At 71.3% G+C, this 18316-nt stretch carries 18 protein-coding genes; 3 read left to right on the top strand and 15 right to left on the bottom strand.

Going from position 1 to position 18316, the window contains the following annotated elements; translation table 11 throughout:
* Positions 1-6 precede the first annotated feature (6 nt).
* The 14 genes from ACFYW1_RS32905 to pgsA form a co-directional block, all read right to left on the bottom strand.
* On the bottom strand, positions 7-558 hold the full coding sequence (locus ACFYW1_RS32905; RefSeq protein ID WP_389001555.1) for an adenine phosphoribosyltransferase: 552 nt from the start codon (positions 556-558) through the stop codon (positions 7-9).
* A 1-nt stretch (position 559) separates the two neighbouring features.
* Complete coding sequence (secF, locus tag ACFYW1_RS32900) at positions 560-1663, bottom strand: protein translocase subunit SecF (protein WP_389001552.1); 1104 nt, start codon at positions 1661-1663, stop codon at positions 560-562.
* A 1-nt stretch (position 1664) separates the two neighbouring features.
* Positions 1665-3443: a protein translocase subunit SecD gene (gene secD, locus ACFYW1_RS32895; RefSeq protein ID WP_389001549.1), complete on the bottom strand. Its 1779-nt coding sequence runs from the start codon at positions 3441-3443 to the stop codon at positions 1665-1667.
* A gap of 147 nt (positions 3444-3590) precedes the next feature.
* Positions 3591-4049: a preprotein translocase subunit YajC gene (yajC, locus tag ACFYW1_RS32890; protein WP_389001546.1), complete on the bottom strand. Its 459-nt coding sequence runs from the start codon at positions 4047-4049 to the stop codon at positions 3591-3593.
* 166 nt (positions 4050-4215) lie between these two features.
* Positions 4216-5289, bottom strand: coding sequence for a Holliday junction branch migration DNA helicase RuvB (ruvB, locus tag ACFYW1_RS32885; protein ID WP_389001543.1), 1074 nt, complete (start codon positions 5287-5289; stop codon positions 4216-4218).
* 83 nt (positions 5290-5372) lie between these two features.
* Positions 5373-5999, bottom strand: a complete 627-nt coding sequence (gene ruvA, locus ACFYW1_RS32880; protein WP_389001540.1) for a Holliday junction branch migration protein RuvA — start codon at positions 5997-5999, stop codon at positions 5373-5375.
* Entirely contained in the window at positions 5996-6556 is a 561-nt protein-coding gene (gene ruvC / locus ACFYW1_RS32875; RefSeq protein WP_389001537.1) for a crossover junction endodeoxyribonuclease RuvC, read from the bottom strand. The genes ruvA and ruvC overlap by 4 nt, the downstream gene beginning before the upstream one ends.
* A 129-nt stretch (positions 6557-6685) precedes the next feature.
* Positions 6686-7438, bottom strand: a complete 753-nt coding sequence (locus ACFYW1_RS32870; RefSeq protein ID WP_389001534.1) for a YebC/PmpR family DNA-binding transcriptional regulator — start codon at positions 7436-7438, stop codon at positions 6686-6688.
* Positions 7439-7498: 60 nt separating this feature from the next.
* Positions 7499-8092, bottom strand: a complete 594-nt coding sequence (gene pdxT, locus ACFYW1_RS32865) for a pyridoxal 5'-phosphate synthase glutaminase subunit PdxT (protein WP_389001531.1) — start codon at positions 8090-8092, stop codon at positions 7499-7501.
* Between the two features lie 6 nt (positions 8093-8098).
* A complete protein-coding gene (gene pdxS, locus ACFYW1_RS32860; protein ID WP_389001528.1) occupies positions 8099-9019 on the bottom strand; it encodes a pyridoxal 5'-phosphate synthase lyase subunit PdxS in 921 nt (306 codons plus the stop codon).
* A gap of 171 nt (positions 9020-9190) precedes the next feature.
* Positions 9191-9736, bottom strand: a complete 546-nt coding sequence (locus ACFYW1_RS32855; RefSeq protein WP_389001525.1) for a hypothetical protein — start codon at positions 9734-9736, stop codon at positions 9191-9193.
* A 117-nt stretch (positions 9737-9853) separates the two neighbouring features.
* Positions 9854-11014: a glycosyltransferase family 4 protein gene (locus ACFYW1_RS32850; protein ID WP_389001522.1), complete on the bottom strand. Its 1161-nt coding sequence runs from the start codon at positions 11012-11014 to the stop codon at positions 9854-9856.
* Complete coding sequence (locus ACFYW1_RS32845) at positions 11011-11946, bottom strand: phosphatidylinositol mannoside acyltransferase (protein ID WP_389001519.1); 936 nt, start codon at positions 11944-11946, stop codon at positions 11011-11013. Before ACFYW1_RS32845 ends, ACFYW1_RS32850 begins: the two co-directional genes overlap by 4 nt.
* Entirely contained in the window at positions 11943-12614 is a 672-nt protein-coding gene (gene pgsA, locus ACFYW1_RS32840; RefSeq protein ID WP_389001516.1) for a phosphatidylinositol phosphate synthase, read from the bottom strand. Before pgsA ends, ACFYW1_RS32845 begins: the two co-directional genes overlap by 4 nt.
* A gap of 263 nt (positions 12615-12877) precedes the next feature.
* Here pgsA and ACFYW1_RS32835 point away from each other — a divergent pair, with 263 nt between their 5' ends.
* Positions 12878-15103, top strand: coding sequence for an elongation factor G-like protein EF-G2 (locus ACFYW1_RS32835; RefSeq protein ID WP_389001512.1), 2226 nt, complete (start codon positions 12878-12880; stop codon positions 15101-15103).
* A gap of 146 nt (positions 15104-15249) precedes the next feature.
* Positions 15250-16920, top strand: coding sequence for a hypothetical protein (locus tag ACFYW1_RS32830; RefSeq protein ID WP_389001509.1), 1671 nt, complete (start codon positions 15250-15252; stop codon positions 16918-16920).
* Between the two features lie 76 nt (positions 16921-16996).
* On the opposite strand, the gene ACFYW1_RS32825 is transcribed toward ACFYW1_RS32830, so the two are convergent.
* On the bottom strand, positions 16997-17557 hold the full coding sequence (locus ACFYW1_RS32825; protein WP_283850680.1) for an HIT domain-containing protein: 561 nt from the start codon (positions 17555-17557) through the stop codon (positions 16997-16999).
* 67 nt (positions 17558-17624) lie between these two features.
* Between ACFYW1_RS32825 and ACFYW1_RS32820 the strand changes: the two genes are divergently transcribed.
* Positions 17625-18302, top strand: a complete 678-nt coding sequence (locus ACFYW1_RS32820) for a potassium channel family protein (protein WP_389001505.1) — start codon at positions 17625-17627, stop codon at positions 18300-18302.
* Positions 18303-18316 lie beyond the last annotated feature (14 nt).

Genomic DNA, 18316 nt, shown 5'->3' with positions numbered 1-18316 from the left:
TACGGCTCAGACCGTGATCAGCACTTCCAGCGGAGCGTTGCGCAGGCCCTGCTCCAGCCGGGCGCGTCCGGCCAGGAAGCCGAGCTCCATGAGGACCGCGACACCCGCGACCTCGGCGCCGGCCCGACGGATCAGCTCCAGCGAGGCCTCGGCGGTGCCGCCGGTCGCGAGGATGTCGTCGATGACCATGATGCGGTCGCCTGCGGACAGGTCCTCCGCGTGGATCTCGATCTCGGCGGTGCCGTACTCCAGCTCGTACGCCTGGCTGAGCGTGGCTCCGGGCAGCTTGCCCGCCTTGCGGACGGGGACGAAGCCGAGCCCGGCCCGGACCGCGACCGGGGCGGCCAGGATGAAGCCGCGGGCCTCCAGGCCGACGACCTTCGTGGCGCCGTGCCGTACGCACAGCTCCGCGAGGGCGTCGGTGAGGGCCGTGAACGCCGCCGGGTCCGCGAGCAGCGGCGTGATGTCCTTGAACATCACGCCCGGCTTCGGGTAGTCCGGTACGTCGCGGATCCGGCTGAGCAGGAGCTCACGGGTGCTTTCGGTGGTGCTGGTCATCTCAACGCTTCCCCGGGGTCCGGCCGTGTCCCCTGGGGGGCTGCTGGCGCTGGCCGACGACCGCGGCGGCGGGGGCGGGGGCGGTGTCCTGGACCGAGCCGTCCGACGGGTCGTCCTCGGCGGACTCGCCCTTGGCGGCGGCCGCCGCGCGCTTGGCGAGGATCCGCTTCTTCAGGGCCTTCATCTGCGGGTCGCGTTCCTTGAGGTCGGCGACGAGCGGCGTGGCGATGAAGATCGAGGAGTACGCACCGGCGGCGAGACCGACGAAGAGCGACAGCGAGATGTCGTTCAGCATGCCGGCGCCGAGTACACCGCCACCGATGAAGAGCAGGCCGGCGACCGGCAGCAGTGCCACGACGGTGGTGTTGATGGAACGCACCAGCGTGCCGTTGATGGACCGGTTGGCGATCTCGCTGTAGGTCCAGCGGGTCTGCTTGGTGATGCCGACCGTGCTCTCCTTGAGGCTGTCGAAGACCACGACGGTGTCGTACAGGGAGTAACCGAGGATCGTGAGCAGACCGATCACGGTGCCGGGGGTGACCTCGAAGCCGACCAGGGCGTAGATGCCGACCGTGATGGTGATGTCGTGGATCAGCGCGACCAGGGCCGCGATGGCCATGCGCCACTCGAAGGCGATGGCCAGGTAGACCACCACGAGGACCATGAAGATGCCGAGGCCGGTCCATGCCTTGTTGGCGATCTGCTCACCCCAGCTGGGGCCGACCAGGTCGGCGGCGATCTTCTCCGCGGGGACGTCGAGGTCCTTGGAGAGCTGTTCCTTGATCTGGTCCGACTTGGCGGTGTCGACCTCGGTGATCTGGATGCGCAGGCCGCCGTTGCCGAGCTTCTGGACGATCGCCTGGTGGCCGGAGGCCTCCGTGGCCAGGTCCTCCGCCTCGGAGACGGTGGTGCTGGTCTTCGGGGTGGTGAAGACCGCGCCGCCCTTGAACTCGATGCCCATGTTGAGGCCGCTGACCACCAGGCCGACGATGGCCGTGATGGTGATCAGGATCGAGACGCCGTACCAGAGCTTGCGCTTGCCGATGAAGTCGTAGCCGACCTCGCCGCGGTAGAGACGGGCGCCGATGGTGCCGAGTCGCGACATCTCACGCCTCCTTCGGGTCAGTGGGGGCGGTGGCACGGCGCGAGCGGCGCAGCGGCGGCTTGGCGCCGAGCCGCTTCGGGTCCAGGCCGGACCACGGGTGGCCGCTGGAGAAGAACTTCGTGCGGGCCATCAGCGTCATGAGGGGCTTGGTGAAGAAGAACACCACGACCACGTCGAGCAGGGTGGTGAGCCCCAGGGTGAAGGCGAAGCCCTGGACCTTGCCGACGGTGACGACGAAGAGCACCGCCGCGGCGAGGAACGAGACGAAGTCGGAGACCAGGATGGTGCGACGGGCGCGCGGCCAGGCCCGTTCGACGGCCGGGCGGAGCGTGCGGCCCTCACGGATCTCGTCCCGGACCCGTTCGAAGTACACGATGAAGGAGTCGGCGGTGATGCCGATGGCGACGATGGCGCCGCAGACCGCCGGAAGGTTCAGCGCGAAGCCGATGGCCGGGCCGAGCAGCGACATGAGCGTGTAGGTCAGGATGCCGGAGGTCAGCAGGCTCAGCAGGGCGATGAATGCGAGGCCGCGGTAGTAGACCACCAGGTAGATGACCACCAGGGCCAGCCCGATGGCGCCGGCGATCAGACCGGCCTGGAGCTGCTCGCCGCCGAGCGCGGCGGTGACGGTGGTGACGCTCTGCTCACTGAACGAGAGCGGGAGCGCACCGTAGGAGAGCACGTTGGCCAGGTCCTCGGCGGACTGCTGGGTGAAGCTGCCGGAGATCTCCGCGCTGCCGCTGAGCGTCGTGCGGACGGAGGGCGCCGAGACGACCTCGCCGTCGAGCGCGATGGCGAACTGGTTCTGCGGCTGCTGCAGCTGGGAGAGCTTGCTGGTGATCTTCTGGAACTGCTTGGAGCCCTTGCCGGTGAACTCCATCTGGACGATCCACATGCCGCGCTGCTGGTCGAAGTTGGCCTTGGCGCTGTCGACCTCGGTGCCGGACACCTCGGACGGGCCGAGGACGTACTTCTCCGCACCGTCGGAGCTGCACGCGACCGTGCTGTCGGTGGGCTTGACGCCCCGCGCGGCCTTGGAGCGGAGTTCCTTGCTGGAGCAGTCGAGCTCCGCGAACTGCTTCTGCAGCTTGGTCGCGGCGGCCTGCTCCTCGGCGGAGGGGGCGGACGCGGAGGACGACGGCGAGGCGTCGGCCTTCGGCTTGTTGCTCGCGTCCGGGCTCGGCGTGGAGTCGGCCTTGAGGGCTCCGGTGACCGCGCGGCCCTGGGTGGTGGCGGTCGCGCTCGGCGTCGTCGAGGACTTGCCCTTGTCCTTGTCCGTCGCGGTGGCGCCCTCCGACGCCGAGACGCTCGGGCTGGTGGACGGGGAGGGCTTGCCGGACGACGAGGCGCTGGGCTCCGGGGTGGGCATGCCCTGGGCGACGGTCAGCACCGGCCGGAAGTAGAGCTTGGCGGTGGTACCGACCTGCTCACGGGCCTGGGCGGAGTTCGTGCCCTTGGGGATGTTGACGATGATGTTGCGATCGCCCTGGGTCTGGACCTCGGCCTCGGAGACACCGAGACCATTGACACGGCGCTCCATGATCTGGACCGCCGTGTCCATGTTGGTCTTGTTGACCGCCGATTCCTGGCCCGGTTCGCTCTTCGCCTCCAGCGTGATGGACGTGCCACCCGCCAGGTCGATGCCGAGCCGTGGAGTCGGCTGATCAGCCAGGAACATCCCGCCGATGAGCGCGACCATGGCGATCAGGATCAGAGCCAGGGAACGCCCCGGCTTGCCCTGACCGCCGGACGCTCCCCGGCTCTTCTTCGGTGCTGCCACCTTCTCGTTTCTCCCTGTCCAACCGCCCCGCGCCGGGTACGCGCCCGAGCGGCCACGAAGTGTAGTGGGGACCCGCCCCCGCAGAAGATCGCACGGTCCGGGGAGTGCCGGACGCCGATGCGCCCATGACACTCCCCGGGTCGTGGACTACTTCGCGTCGGCCTCGCCGTCGGCCTTGCCCTCGGACTTCTTGTCGGACTTGGCGTCCTTCGACTCGGCGTCGTCGGCCCCGTCCTTCTTCTCCAGGTCGATCGCGGCGTCGTCCGAGGCGTCCTCGGTCAGAGAGGAGGCGTCGTCCGGAACGACCGCACCGTCGAGGGTGTCGTCGCCGTGAACGATGCGGTTGTACTCCTCGTCGTCGAGGACGGCGCCGACGGCGTTCTTGGCGTAGACGGCGTGCACGCCGGGCGCGACCTCGAGGAGCACGGTGTCGTCGTGAACTTCCTTGACGGTGGCGTACATCCCCCCGATCGTCCGGACGCCGGTGCCGGGCTGCATCTCGTTGCGCATCTGGACTGCGGCCGCCTGCTTCTTCTTGGCGGACCGCGTCATCAGGAACATGGCCCCGATGAGCACGATGAAGGGGAGGAGAGTCACGGGATTCACGGGACGAGTTTCCTTCGCACGACCGCGCTGGAGGGCGGCCTGTATCTACGGGGGTGGGCACACCGACCTGCTAAGGGCGGCATCGGCGGAGTCTAAGCGAGTCCGCATCGATGGAACAACGCCCGACGCCGTGCTGTGGTTCCTGCTTCGGCCAAGCTGTGACACTTCACGCCCCGAACAGGCCCTGTTGTCCCTTTCCGCCGTGCTGCGGGGGCACGAGACCGAGGTGCGCCCAGGCCGCGGGCGTCGCGATCCGTCCGCGCGGGGTCCTGGCCAGCAGCCCCTCCCGTACCAGGAAGGGCTCCGCGACCTCCTCGACCGTCTCGCGCTCCTCCCCCACCGCGACCGCGAGGGTGGACAGCCCGACGGGGCCGCCGCCGAAGAGCTTGAGCAGGGCTTCGAGCACCGCCCGGTCCAGCCGGTCGAGGCCCCGGGCATCGACCTCGTACACCCCGAGGGCCGCGGCGGCGACCGGGCGGTCGATCCGCCCGTCGGCCTTGACCTGGGCGTAGTCACGGACGCGGCGCAGCAGCCGGTTGGCGATGCGGGGCGTGCCGCGGGAGCGGCCGGCGATCTCGGCTGCGCCGTCCGCGTCCGTCTCCACGTCGAGCAGGCGGGCGGAGCGGTGGATGACGCGTTCCAGTTCGGCGGGGGTGTAGAACTCCATGTGGCCGGTGAAGCCGAAGCGGTCGCGCAGCGGCGGCGGCAGCAGCCCGGCCCGGGTGGTCGCGCCGACCAGGGTGAAGGGTGGCAGTTCCAGCGGGATGGCGGTGGCGCCGGGGCCCTTGCCGACGATGACGTCGACCCGGAAGTCCTCCATCGCCATGTAGAGCATCTCCTCGGCGGGGCGCGACATCCGGTGGATCTCGTCGAGGAAGAGGACCTCGCCCTCCTGGAGGGAGGAGAGGATCGCCGCGAGATCGCCGGCGTGCTGGATGGCGGGGCCGGAGGTGATCCGGATCGGTGCGCCCATCTCGGCCGCGATGATCATGGAGAGGGTGGTCTTGCCGAGGCCGGGGGCGCCGGAGAGCAGGACGTGGTCGGCGGTGGCGCCGCGGGCCCTGGCCGCCTTGAGGACCAGGTCGAGCTGTTCGCGCACCTTCTCCTGGCCGACGAATTCGTCGAGGTCCTTCGGCCGCAGGGCCGCTTCGACCGCGGTGTCCTCGCCGTCCGCGTCGGCCCGGACGAGGCGCTCGTCGAGCCGCTCGTCGCTGTCGGGTCCGGTCTCGTCCCAGTTCATGTGGTCTGTCCCGCCTCGGATGGTTCGGTGCCGTGCGGTGCCCGGCCCGGCGTCGGGGGTGTCCCCGGGGTGTCGCGCTCCGGTCAGCGCGCGCGGTTGAGGGTCTGCAGCGCGGCGCGCAGCAACTGCGGCACGGGGGGCCGGCCGCCCTCGGCGAGGGCCGCCTCGGCCTGCGGGGTGACGGCGGCGACCGCCTCGTCGGCCTCGCGGGTGGCGTAGCCGAGGCCGATCAGGGCGGCCTGGAGCTGGTCGCTCCAGGAGGAGGTGACGGGGGTTCCGATGCCCTGCCGGCCGCTGTGGGACCCGACGGGCTCGCCGAGCCTGTCCTTCAGTTCGAGGAGGAGCTTCTGTGCGCCCTTCTTGCCGATGCCCGAGACGGCGGTGAGCGCCTTCTCGTCGCCGGTGGCGACCGCGGTGCGCAGGGCGTCGGGGCTGTGGGTGGCGAGCATGGCCTGGGCGAGCCGGGGGCCGACCCCGCTGGCGGTCTGGAGCAGTTCGAAGACCTGCCGCTCGTCGTCGTCGGCGAAGCCGTAGAGGGTGAGCGAGTCCTCCCGTACGACGAGGGAGGTGGCGAGCCTGGCCTCGGTGCCGATCCGGAGGCCGGCGAGGGTGTTCGGCGTGCACTGGACGGCCATGCCGATGCCGCCGACCTCGATCACGGCCGTGGTCGGGGCGAGTGCGGCCACGGGGCCGCTGACGAAGGCGATCATCGGGGGACCTTCCGGACGGGAACCGCGGGTGTACGGGGGGCGCGCCGGGCGGCGGTCGCGTGGGCCTGCTGGAGGCGGTTGACCGCGGGGGCGCGCCAGATGTGGCAGATGGCGAGCGCGAGGGCGTCGGCCGCGTCGGCCGGTTTCGGCGGGGCGTCGAGTCGCAGCAGCCGGGTGACCATCGCGCCGACCTGTGCCTTGTCGGCGCGGCCGCTGCCGGTCACGGCCGCCTTGACCTCGCTGGGGGTGTGCAGGGCGACCGGTATGCCGCGCCGGGACGCGCAGAGCATGGCGACGGCGCTGGCCTGGGCGGTGCCCATCACCGTACGCACGTTGTGCTGGCTGAAGACCCGCTCCACGGCGACGCACTCCGGCCGGTGCTCGTCGAGCCATTCCTCGATGCCGCGCTCGATGGCGACCAGCCGGTGGCCGAGCTCCGCGTCGGCGGGGGTGCGCACCACTCCGACGCCGAGCATCGTCAGGGGCCGACCCGCGACGCCCTCGACGACTCCGACACCGCACCGGGTCAGCCCCGGGTCGACGCCGAGTACCCGCATGGGATGCCCCCTTCCGTGCCGATCGTTCAACTGTTCCCGCAGGCTATCCGCTCGCACTGACAATGCGACGGGCCGACGGGGTGTGTTCCCCGTCGGCCCGTCCGTGGAGGCCGTGCCGCTGAGCCGGGCTCAGGCCTCGACCTTCTCCATGACCTCGTCCGAGACGTCGAAGTTGGCGAAGACGTTCTGCACGTCGTCGCTGTCCTCCAGGGCGTCGATCAGCTTGAAGATCTTGCGCGCGCCCTCCTCGTCCAGCTCGACCTGCATGGTGGGGAGGAAGTTGGCGTCGGCGGAGTCGTAGTCGATGCCGGCCTCCTGGAGCGCGGTGCGGACCGCGACCAGGTCGGTGGCCTCGCTGACGACCTCGTAGCTCTCGCCGAGGTCGTTGACCTCCTCGGCACCCGCGTCGAGCACGGCGCCCAGGACGTCGTCCTCGGTCAGCTCACCCTTGGGGACGATCACGACGCCCTTGCGGTTGAAGAGGTACGACACCGAGCCCGGGTCGGCCATCGAGCCACCGTTGCGGGTCATCGCGACGCGGACGTCGGACGCGGCACGGTTGCGGTTGTCGGTGAGGCACTCGATGAGCACCGCGACGCCGTTCGGGCCGTAACCCTCGTACATGATCGTCTGGTAGTCGACGCCGCCCGCTTCGAGACCGGCACCGCGCTTGACCGCGGAGTCGATGTTCTTGTTCGGTACGGAGCTCTTCTTGGCCTTCTGGATCGCGTCCACAAGGGTCGGGTTCCCATCGGGGTCCGCGCCGCCGGTACGGGCGGCGACCTCGATGTTCTTGATCAGCTTCGCGAAGAGCTTGCCGCGCTTGGCGTCAATCACGGCCTTCTTGTGCTTCGTCGTAGCCCATTTAGAGTGGCCGGACACTGCCTTCTCCTTCGCGTCACCAAAAACGATTCGAACCCGAGAGATCCTACCGGGATCGAGTCAGCCGACTGCGCGCACCATGTCCACGAACAACGCGTGAACACGGTGGTCCCCGGTCAATTCCGGATGGAATGACGTGGCCAGGGCGTTTCCCTGACGTACGGCGACGATGTGGCCGTCGTGCTCCGCCACCACCTCGGCGCGCGCCCCGACCGACTCCACCCAGGGGGCGCGGATGAAGACGCCCTCCACCGGGCCGCCGTCGACGCCGGTGACCTCGACGGCGGCCTCGAAGGACTCGTTCTGCCGCCCGAAGGCGTTGCGGCGCACGATCATGTCGATCCCGCCGATCGTCTCCTGGCCCGCGCGCGGGTCGAGGATCTTGTCGGCGAGCAGGATCATTCCGGCGCAGGTCCCGTAGACGGGCATGCCGTCCCGCACCCGTTCGCGCAGGGGGTCCAGCATGCCGAACAGGACGGCCAGCTTGGACATCGTGGTGGATTCGCCGCCGGGCAGGACCAGACCGTCGACCTCGGCGAGTTCCTCGGGCCGCCGGACCGGCCTGGCCTGGGCGTCCGCCGAGGCCAGGGCGATCAGGTGTTCCCGTACGTCGCCCTGGAGCGCCAGGACTCCGATCACAGGGGTGTCGCTCATCGGTGCTTACCAGCCGCGGTTGGCGTAGCGCTCGGCCTCGGGCAGGGTGTCGCAGTTGATGCCGACCATGGCCTCGCCCAGGTTCCGGGAGGCGTCCGCGATGATCTTCGGGTCGTCGTAGAAGGTGGTGGCCTTCACGATCGCGGCGGCGCGCCTGGCCGGGTCGCCGGACTTGAAGATGCCGGAGCCGACGAAGACGCCCTCGGCGCCGAGCTGGCGCATGAGCGCGGCGTCGGCCGGGGTGGCGACCCCACCGGCGGAGAACAGCACCACGGGCAGCTTGCCGAGCTCGGCGACCTCCTTGACCAGCTCGTACGGGGCGCGGAGTTCCTTGGCCGCGGCGTACAGCTCGTTGTTGTCGTAGCCGCGCAGCCGGGCGATCTCGTTCTTGATCTGGCGCAGGTGGCGGACCGCCTCGACGACGTTGCCGGTGCCGGCCTCGCCCTTCGAGCGGATCATGGCCGCGCCCTCGGCGATGCGGCGCAGGGCCTCGCCCAGGTTGGTGGCGCCGCAGACGAACGGCGTGGTGAAGGCGAACTTGTCGCTGTGGTTGACCTCGTCGGCCGGGGTGAGGACCTCGGACTCGTCGATGTAGTCGACCCCCAGGGACTGCAGGACCTGGGCCTCGACGAAGTGGCCGATGCGCGACTTGGCCATCACCGGGATGGAGACGGCCTCGATGATCTCCTCGATCATGTTCGGGTCGGACATCCGGGCCACGCCGCCGTCCTTGCGGATGTCGGCCGGAACCCGCTCCAGGGCCATGACGGCCACGGCGCCCGCGTCCTCGGCGATCTTGGCCTGTTCGGCGTTGACGACGTCCATGATCACGCCGCCCTTGAGCTGCTCGGCCATGCCGCGCTTGACGCGCGCGGTTCCGGTGGCCGGGGAGTCCGGGGACTGCGGGGTGGAGGGAAGCGTGGACATGGATCGACCTCACTCGGAGAAAAAGTTGCCGAAAAGCGCTGGTTGGCGCAGAGCCGAGCAAACTCCCCGGGAACAGTCCACGACAAGGGCCAATGGGAGGCCGGTGGATCGTTTTGCGCGTGTACGGGCCGGGATGTGGCCCCGGTCACGCGTGAGAGGGCCGGTTTCGGCTCAGCCGCCGGGGCGGTCCGCGAGGGCCACCGGCGGTTCGTCGTCCATCTCGAAGGCGAGCGGGAACGGGGCGTGGCCGGCCAGCCGGAACCACCGCACCTTGCGATGGCGGCGCAGCGCTCGCGCCGCGCGCACCGCGTCGTTGTGGAACCGGCGGGCCATCGGTACGCGGCGCACGGCGGCGGCCAGTTCGAGCGCGGCCTCCTCGCCGCCGGGGATCTCCTTCACCGCCTCCACCTGCGCCGCCTCGCCGAAGACCGCGCGCAGCGCGGTGCTCAGCTCGCTCTCGGCGACCTCGCGGTTCTCCTCCTCCGCCTGGCGGGCGGCGTGCGCGGCCTCGTACAGCACGATGGAGGCGGCCGGGTCGAGGACACCGGACGTGGCCAGTTCCTGGGTGACCGATGCCCGGCGCAGGAGCTGCGCGTCGAGGGCGGCGCGGGCGGCGTCGATACGGGTGTGCAGCCGGTCCAGCCGGCCGGCGGTCCAGCTGAGGTACATGCCGATCGCGACGACCGCTACGGCGATCCAGATGAGGGTTTCGGTCACGGGCGGCAAGGCTACCGCCGGTGCGCAGGCGGCGTGACGCCCACCGGCCGGCACCGGCCTCCCGGGAACCGCCGCGCCACGCACGCCGGGCCCCCGGGCACTCCGGACCGGAAGACCCTAGTCCCGGGCCAGGCCGAGCCGGGCGCGCAGCCCCGGGCGTTCGTCGGCCGCCACCGAGGCCGCGCCGTCCGTCACCGTCTCGTACACCGCGAGGATGTCCGCCCCGACCGTCGACCAGTCGAACCGCCGAACGTGGGCGGTGCCCCGCTCGCGCAGTTCCGCGCGGCGGTCCGGGTCGCCGAGCAGCCGGATCGCGGCTCCGGCCAGCGCTTCCGCGTCCTCGTTGGCGAAGAGCTCGCCCGCCGCGCCCTGGTCCAGGACCTGGGCGAACGCGTCCAGGTCGCTGGCGAGGACCGGGGCGCCGGCCGACATGGCCTCGACCAGGATGATCCCGAAGCTCTCGCCGCCCGTGTTGGGGGCGACGTACACGTCGACGCTGCGCAGCAGCCGGGCCTTGTCCTCGTCGCTCACCATGCCGAGGAACTCGACCCGCTCGCGCATCGCCGCCGGCAGTGAGGCGACGGCCTCCTCCTCGTCGCCCCGGCCCGCCACCAGGAGCCTGGCGTCCGGGCGGGCGGCGAGGATCGCGGGCAGGGCCCGCATCAGGACGGGCAGGCCCTTGCGGGGCTCGTCGATGCGCCCGATGAAGCCGATCGTTCCCCCCTGCCACTCGGCCCGGGGCTCGGCCGCGGCGAAGAAGTCGACGTCGACACCGTTCGGGATGACGACCGCGTCGCCGCCCAGGTGCTCGACCAGGGTGCGGCGCGCGTACTCGCTCACCGCGATCCGTGCGCTGATCTTCTCCAGGGCCGGCTGCAGGATCGGGTACGCCGCGATCATGGCCCGGGAGCGCGGGTTGGAGGTGTGGAACGTGGCGACGATCGGCCCCTGCGCGGCCCAGCAGGCGAGCAGCCCGAGCGACGGCGAGGTCGGTTCGTGGATGTGGATCACGTCGAAGGTGCCGTCGTGCAGCCAGCGGCGGACCCGGGCGGCGGAGAGGAAGCCGAAGTTCAGCCGGGCCACGGAGCCGTTGTACGGGACGGGCACGGCCCGGCCGGCCGACACCACGTACGGCGGCAGCGGGGTCTCGTCGTCCGCGGGCGCCAGCACCGACACCTGGTGGCCCAGGCGGATCAGGTGCTCGGCCAGGTCGCGGATGTGGAACTGCACGCCCCCGGGCACGTCCCAGGAGTACGGGCAGACGATGCCGATCTTCACGGCCGGTCCTCCCGGGGTTCCAGGTCGGCGAGCCAGAGCCGTTGCAGCATGTGCCAGTCCTCCGGGTGCTCGGCGATCCCGGTGGCGAAGGCGTCGGCCAGCGCCTGGGTCATCGCGGACGTCCGCTCCGTGCGGTCGCCCGTGGCGGGCACCTCGACCGGCGGGTGGATGCGTGCCTTCATCACGGGCGTGTCGTCGTAGCCGAGCGTCACCGGCAGCAGCAGCGCACCGGTCTGCTGGGCGAGCAGCGCCGGGCCCGCGGGCATGCGCGCGGTGTCGCCGAAGAAGGACACCTCGACCCCGGAGGCCGACAGGTCGCGGTCGGCCACCAGGCAGACCAGCCCGCCCGAGCGCAGCCGCCGGGCCAGGGTGCCGAAGGCGGCGCCGCCACTGTGCGGCAGGACCTCCATGCCGAGCCCCTCGCGGTAGGCGACGAACCGGTCGTACAGGGTCTCCGGCTTCAGCCGCTCGGCGACGGTGGTGAAGGGCACCTTGAGATCGGTGGTGACCCAGGCGCCCGCCAGGTCCCAGTTCGCCAGGTGCGGCAGGGCGAGGATGACGCCGCGGCCGGCGTCCAGTCCGTCGGTCAGCCGGTGCGCGTCGGTCACCTCTATGGACGCCTTGATCCGCTCCGGGCTCCAGGTGGGCAGCCGGAACGACTCCATCCAGTAGCGCATGTACGAGCGCATGCCGGCCCGGGAGAGCTCGGCCAGCCGGGCCGGTGAGGCGCCGGGCACGACCCGTGCCAGGTTCGACTCCAGTCGCAGCACGCTCCTGCCGCGCCGCTTCCACGCCTGGTCGGCGATGGTCCGGAAGAGGGACCGGGCGACCGGCTCGGGAAGCTTCTTGACGGCGGCCCAGCCGAGTCCGTACAGCCCGTCCGTCAGCCGGTCGCGCGGGCCGGTCCGCCCGCTCACCGGTGCGTCGCTCACTGGGCGGCCCCGCTGCCCTGCGCGGCGGCCGCCTCGGCGGCGTCGGCCTCGGCGGATTCGCGGCGCACGGTGACGACCCGCTGCACGAGCGTCACGAGGCTGCCCACGGCGACGATCCACAGCGCGATCGGCAGCAGCACCTGGATGCCGGGGACCCCGAACTTGTGCAGACCGGCGAGCCCGGCCGCGACCAGCGAGACCACCAGCCGCTCGGCGCGCTCCACGAGCCCGTTGACGGCGACCGGCAGCCCGATCGACTCGCCGCGCGCCTTCGTGTACGAGACCACCTGACCGCTGGCCAGGCAGAAGATCGCGACCGCGCAGAGCACGTTGTCGTCACCCCTGCCCGCGTACCAGAGCGCGAAACCGCCGAAGATCGCCCCGTCGGCGACCCGGTCCAGCGTCGAGTCCAGGAACGCGCCCCAGCGGCTGGAGATGCCGGCCTGGCGGGCCATGTTCCCGTCGACGAGGTCGGAGAAGACGAAGATCGTGATGACGATCGTGCCCCAGAAGAACTCCCCCATCGGGAAGAAGACCAGCGCACCCGCCACCACTCCGGCCGTACCGATCAGCGTGACCGCGTCAGGGCTCACGCCGAGACGGAGGAGCAGTGCGGCGAACGGTGTGAGGACACGCGTAAAAAATGCACGCGCGTACTTGTTCAGCATGGCCTTCCCGAGGGTCGGTGGGCCGAGCGGCCCCATCGGCCACCGGCTGGCCCATCGTAGTCACGCCCGCCCGGCTCCACCGTCCGGGCACCCGGGCGGCACCGGGGGCGGGGGCGTTGTATGGACGCATCCCGGCCCGAGTGGAAAGCTCGAATTACCGCGGGTGTCGTCGTGGCCGCCGCGGCGGCTCCCCGTGCCCGTGGCTTTTCTCCCCCACCCCGCGCCGGCCCCTTCGGCCGGCGCCACCATCCGGGAGGCACATCATGGGTGACAGGACACACGCGCGCACCGGGGCCGCCGGCGGGGCGACGACGGCCGACCGGCCCTCGTCCGTGCGGAACGTGGTGCTCGTCGGCCACAGCGGTGCCGGAAAGACCACGCTCGTCGAGGCCCTGGCGCAGACGGCGGGGGCGGTCAACCGGGCGGGCCGGATCGAGGACGGCACCACCCTCTCCGACTACGACGAGATCGAGCACCGGCAGCAGCGTTCCGTGCAGCTCTCCCTGGTCCCCGTGGAGTGGGCCGGGTGCCGGGTCAACCTGCTGGACACACCGGGCTACGCCGATTTCGTCGGGGAGCTCAGGGCCGGTCTGCGGGCGGCGGACGCGGCCCTGTTCGTCGTCTCCGCGGCCCAGGAGGCGGACGCGGTGGCCGGAGCCACCCGCGCCGTGTGGGAGGAGTGCGCGGCCGTCGGCATGCCGCGCGCGATCGTCGTCACGCACCTCGACACGGCGCGCACCCCGTTCGACGAAATGGTCCGGGTCTGCGGCGAGGTCCTGGGCGGTGACGACCCCGAGGCCGTGCTCCCGCTCCACCTGCCCGTCCACGGCCCCGAGGGACCCGACGGGCACGCGCCGCTCACCGGCCTGACCTGCCTGCTCACCCGGCAGGTCTTCGATTACTCGTCGGGCGAGCGGCGGGAGCGGCCGCCCGAGGACGCCCAGCGGGCACCGCTCCGGGCGGCCCGCGACCGGCTCATCGAGGGGATCATCGCCGAGAGCGAGGACGAGACCCTGATGGACCGCTATCTCGGCGGGGCCGAGATCGACGTCGCGAGCCTCGTCGAGGACCTGGAGCGCGCCGTCGCCCGGGGCACCTTCCACCCCGTCCTCGCCGCCGCTCCCGCGGCCGGGGACGCCCGGCAGGGCGTCGGCACCGTCGAGCTCCTGGACCTGGTCACCGGTGGTTTCCCGGCCCCGTCGGAGCGCCCGGTGCCCGGCATCACCCCCCTGCACGGGGCGTCGCGCCCGGTCCCGTCCTGCGATCCGGACGGGCCGCTGATCGCCGAGGTGGTCAAGACGTCCTCCGACCCGTACGTCGGCCGGGTCTCGCTCGTGCGCGTCTTCTCCGGCACCCTGCGCCCCGACGAGACCGTCCACGTGTTCGGCCACGGCCTCACCGACCCCGCCCACGAGGCCCGCCCCTTCCACGAGGCCGAGGTGCGCGTCGGCGCGCTCTCCGCCCCCTTCGGCAAGCAGCAGCGTCCGCTGACCTCGTGCGCCGCGGGGGACCTGGCCTGCGTCGCCAAGCTGGGCACCGCCGAGACCGGGGACACCCTCTCCGACCCGGACCTGCCCCTGCTGCTGGATCCCTGGACCGCTCCCGACCCGTTGCTGCCGCTCGCCATCGAGGCGCACAGCAAGGCGGACGAGGACAAGCTCTCCCAGGGGCTCGCCCGGCTGGTGGCCGAGGACCCGACCATGCGCCTCGAACAGAACCAGGACACCCATCAGCTGGTGCTGTGGTGCCTGGGCGAGGCCCACCAGGACGTGGCGCTGGACCGGCTGCGCAACCGCTACGGGGTCCAGGTGGACGCCGTGCCGCACGAGGTGGCGCTGCGCGAGACGTTCGCCGCCCCGTCGACCGGACGCGGCCGGCACGTGAAGCAGTCCGGCGGCCACGGCCAGTACGCCATCTGCGAGATCGACGTGGAACCGCTGCCCGCCGGGTCGGGCGTCGAGTTCGTCGACAAGGTGGTCGGCGGATCGGTGCCCCGGCAGTTCATCTCCTCCGTGGAGAAGGGCGTGCGCGCCCAGGCGGCCCGCGGGGTCGTGGCCGGGCATCCGCTCGTCGACGTGCGCGTCACGCTGCGGGACGGCAAGTCCCATTCGGTGGACTCCTCCGACGCCGCGTTCCAGACCGCGGGCGCGCTGGCCCTGCGCGAGGCCGCCGCGGACACCCGCATCCGGTTCCTGGAACCGGTCGACGAGGTCCGGGTGCTGGTCCCCGACGACTACGTCGGGCCGGTGATGAGCGATCTGTCCGGCCGCCGCGGCAGGGTGATCGGCACCGAGCAGTCCGGCTCCGGACGCACCCTCGTACGGGCCGAGGTGCCGGAGCTGGAGATCGACCGGTACGCCGTCGACCTGCGGTCCCTCTCCCATGGCGCCGGTCGCTTCGACCGGGCGTACGCCCGGCACGAAGCGATGCCCCCACAGCTCGCGGAACGTCTCGGGGAGCGGCGGGAGAACCGTCCGGGCGACGCCTGAGCAGGACTGTCGGCCGTCTTTGTCCACAGGCACCAGCGGCGCACCGATCCGGACGATACGCTTTGGTCCCAGCTCAGAAGGTGTGCCGGACACGACAGTTGGGAAACAGCCGCAGGAGCGGTTCTTGGCGGCGAGTGGGGGCGACGGTGGCCAACGACGGATTCGATTTCTCTCCTGGGGCGCAGATTCCGCTCCAGGGCTCGGGCGGTCAGGCGGTGGCGACGAACGCCCTCGCCTCCGCCGCGTACCGCGACAGCCCGGTGGAGCAGATCCTTGAAGCCAACAGCGAGTGGCACAAGTCCGAGGTGAAAGAGGGCCGTTCCAAGTTCATCAAGGCCGACTACTTCAAGCCGAATCTCGGTGAGGCGTTCTCCCGCGCCGTCCAGGAGCGGATGCTGGGCGGCGCCCGCAAGGCCCTCATCCAGTCCTTCGGGACCGATCCGCAGACCGTCGTCGAGCACTGCCTGTCCGCGTCCCGCCTGCGCAGGACCCGGGATGCCAAACTGACCGCCGTCACCGCCCTGTTCGGCTTCCTCTTCCTGCCCGGCATGCTCATGTGGATCATCGCGTTCCGGCTGCGCGACTGGCTGAGCGGCACCAAGGACAAGGCCCTCTCCGCCCTGGGCAACGCCCTGCTCCCGATCATCGGCATCGTGGCCCTGTTCTTCCTGGTCAAGCTGCCGCTCACCGGGTTCGCGGCGATCTACGTACGGGCGATGATCATCGCCCCCGTCATCGGCTGGTACATCGCCAAGCGGATCGCCGAGTCCTCCGCCAAGGACATGCGGGCCCGTTGGGAGGGGCTCCTGTCCGGCGGCGGCGTCACCGCCAAGATCCCCGAGGCCGTGCCCAAGAACCCCAACGAGACCTCCCGCGAGGCGCTGCGCCAGGGGCTGGAGAAGCTCTCCGCCGAGCAGCAGTCCAACTCGGTCTTCTACGCGGGTCCCAAGGGGATCCTCGGCATGGGCACCCGCTGGGGCAGCTGGCAGCTCGCCGAGGAGCTCGTCCCGAAGGAGCCCAACAAGGAGTTCCACCAGTTCCGCAGCTGGGACGTGATCCGGGCCATCCACGACCAGCTCAAGCTGCTGGAGCGCGGCCCGTTGAACACCGGGGGGTTCCCCACCCCGTCGGTCACCCACTGGATCGTGTCCCCCGTCGGGGAGAACGCCGGATCGGTCTCCCGTCCCGAGGGCGAGGACGTCGCCACCTTCCAGGTCAAGCCGCACGAGATACAGCGGATCTGCAACCACCAGCAGTTCGGCGGCGGCGACCGGCACTACCTGGGGGTCCAGTTCACCCTCTGGGACGGCCAGTTGGTCATCACCATGATGATCACGGTCACGGTCCTCTACGAGACCCTGCGCATCGAGGTCACCGGACACGCGCTCGGCCCGGTCCACTCCCTGTTCACCAGCAAGCCCTCGGCCAAGACCAAGACGGTCAACAAGACCGTGCGGTTCTGGGAGACCCGCAGCATCACCCTCCCCCTGGTCGAACCCGAGGAGGTCGTCCGCCTCGCCCTGCGCGCGCCCTTCACCTGGTATCCGCCGATCCTGGACTACCTGGGCGGCAAGATCGCCCTGCCCGAGCCGTTCGGCCTGCGGCACGCCTGGGCGGAGAAGCCGTGGCGGCACCGCTTCATGGCGGACGACGCGATGCGCGCCGCGACCCCCGTGCTGCGTGCCGTGCACAGCGCCGCCCTGCGCGTCCTGGAGGAGAACGGCGTCGACACCGAGCGCTTCGACAGCCGCTCGATGGCGCTGAGCGGTCAGGTGCAGGACCCGTCCCCGCGCAAGGCGGACGTGTACGACGCGTAGGACCGTCCCGTGCGGATGCGCGAAGGCCGCCCCGGCCGAAAGGCGGGGGCGGCCTTCACACGGGGCGACGGTCCGGTCAGTCGACCGGCCAGGCGTCGGCCAGCATCTTGCGCGTGTCGGCGAGCAGCTGCGGCAGCACCTTCGTGTGCCCGACGACCGGCATGAAGTTGGTGTCACCGCCCCAGCGCGGCACCAGGTGCTGGTGCAGATGGGCCGCGATGCCGGCCCCGGCCACCGCGCCCTGGTTCATGCCGATGTTGAAGCCGTGGGCGCCCGAGGCCGACCGCAGGGCCACCATCGCCCGCTTGGTGAAGTCGGCCAGCTCCATGGTCTCCGGGCCGTCCAGCTCCGTGTAGTCCGCGACGTGCCGGTACGGCACCACCATCAGATGGCCGCCGTTGTACGGGTACAGGTTCAGCACGGCGTAGACGTTCCGGCCGCGCGCGATGACGAGCCCGTCCTCGTCCGATTTCGACGGGATGCCGCAGAACGGGCAGCCGTCGCCGGCCTCCGGACCGGTCGGCTTGTTCTCGCCCTGGATGTACGCCATCCGGTGGGGCGTCCACAGGCGCTGGAACGCGTCGGGCGTTCCCACTCCGATCTGCTGCTCCGGCTCACTCGTCATGGCGATCAGCATATTGCTTCACCCACGCGGAGCGTGTCGCCGGGGGCCGTACCCGTGCGCGGAGGGCGATGCTGAGGCGATGAGCGACCGGCCCGCCGACTCGGCGCCTCCTTCCCTCCGTCGCTGGGAGCAGCGCACGGAAGTGCCGCTCCTCGTCGTCTCGCTGGTCTTCCTGCTCGGCTACGCGGTGCGCGTCCTGGCCCCCGACGACGCCGGGGTCTGGCGCGACCTCGCCCTCGCCCTGGTGGGTGCCACCTGGCTGCTCTTCGCCGGCGACTACGCCGTACGGCTCCGGCTCAGCGGCCTGGGCATCCGCTTCGTCCGGGTGCACTGGCTGGACACCGTGGTGTTGCTGCTCCCCCTGCTGCGGCCGCTGCGGCTGATCCGCGTCTACACCGCGGTGCAGCGGCACCGGCGGCAACCGCGGCTGAGCCTGTACGCCCGGGTGATGGCCTATGCCGGGGCGAGCGCGCTGCTGCTCGGCTTCTCCGCCGCGCTGGCCGTCTACCACCAGGAGCGCAGGGCGCCGGGGGCCTCGATCCGCACCTTCGGGGACGCCGTGTGGTGGGCGTGCGAGACGCTCACGACGGTGGGGTACGGGGACGCGGTCCCCATCACGCCGAGCGGGCGGGTCGTCGCGTCGGGCCTGATGGCCTGCGGGCTGGCGCTGCTGGGGGCGGTGACGGGCTCGTTCTCGTCGTGGATGCTGCAGGTGTTCAGGCGGGAGGACGAGGAGAGGCCCCCGGGGAGCGGGTAGCTCTCCGGGGGCCG

The sequence above is a fragment of the Streptomyces sp. NPDC002669 genome (assembly GCF_042889165.1).
Lineage (GTDB): Bacteria > Actinomycetota > Actinomycetes > Streptomycetales > Streptomycetaceae > Streptomyces.
This window is presented reverse-complemented; position numbering and strand designations above follow the sequence as displayed.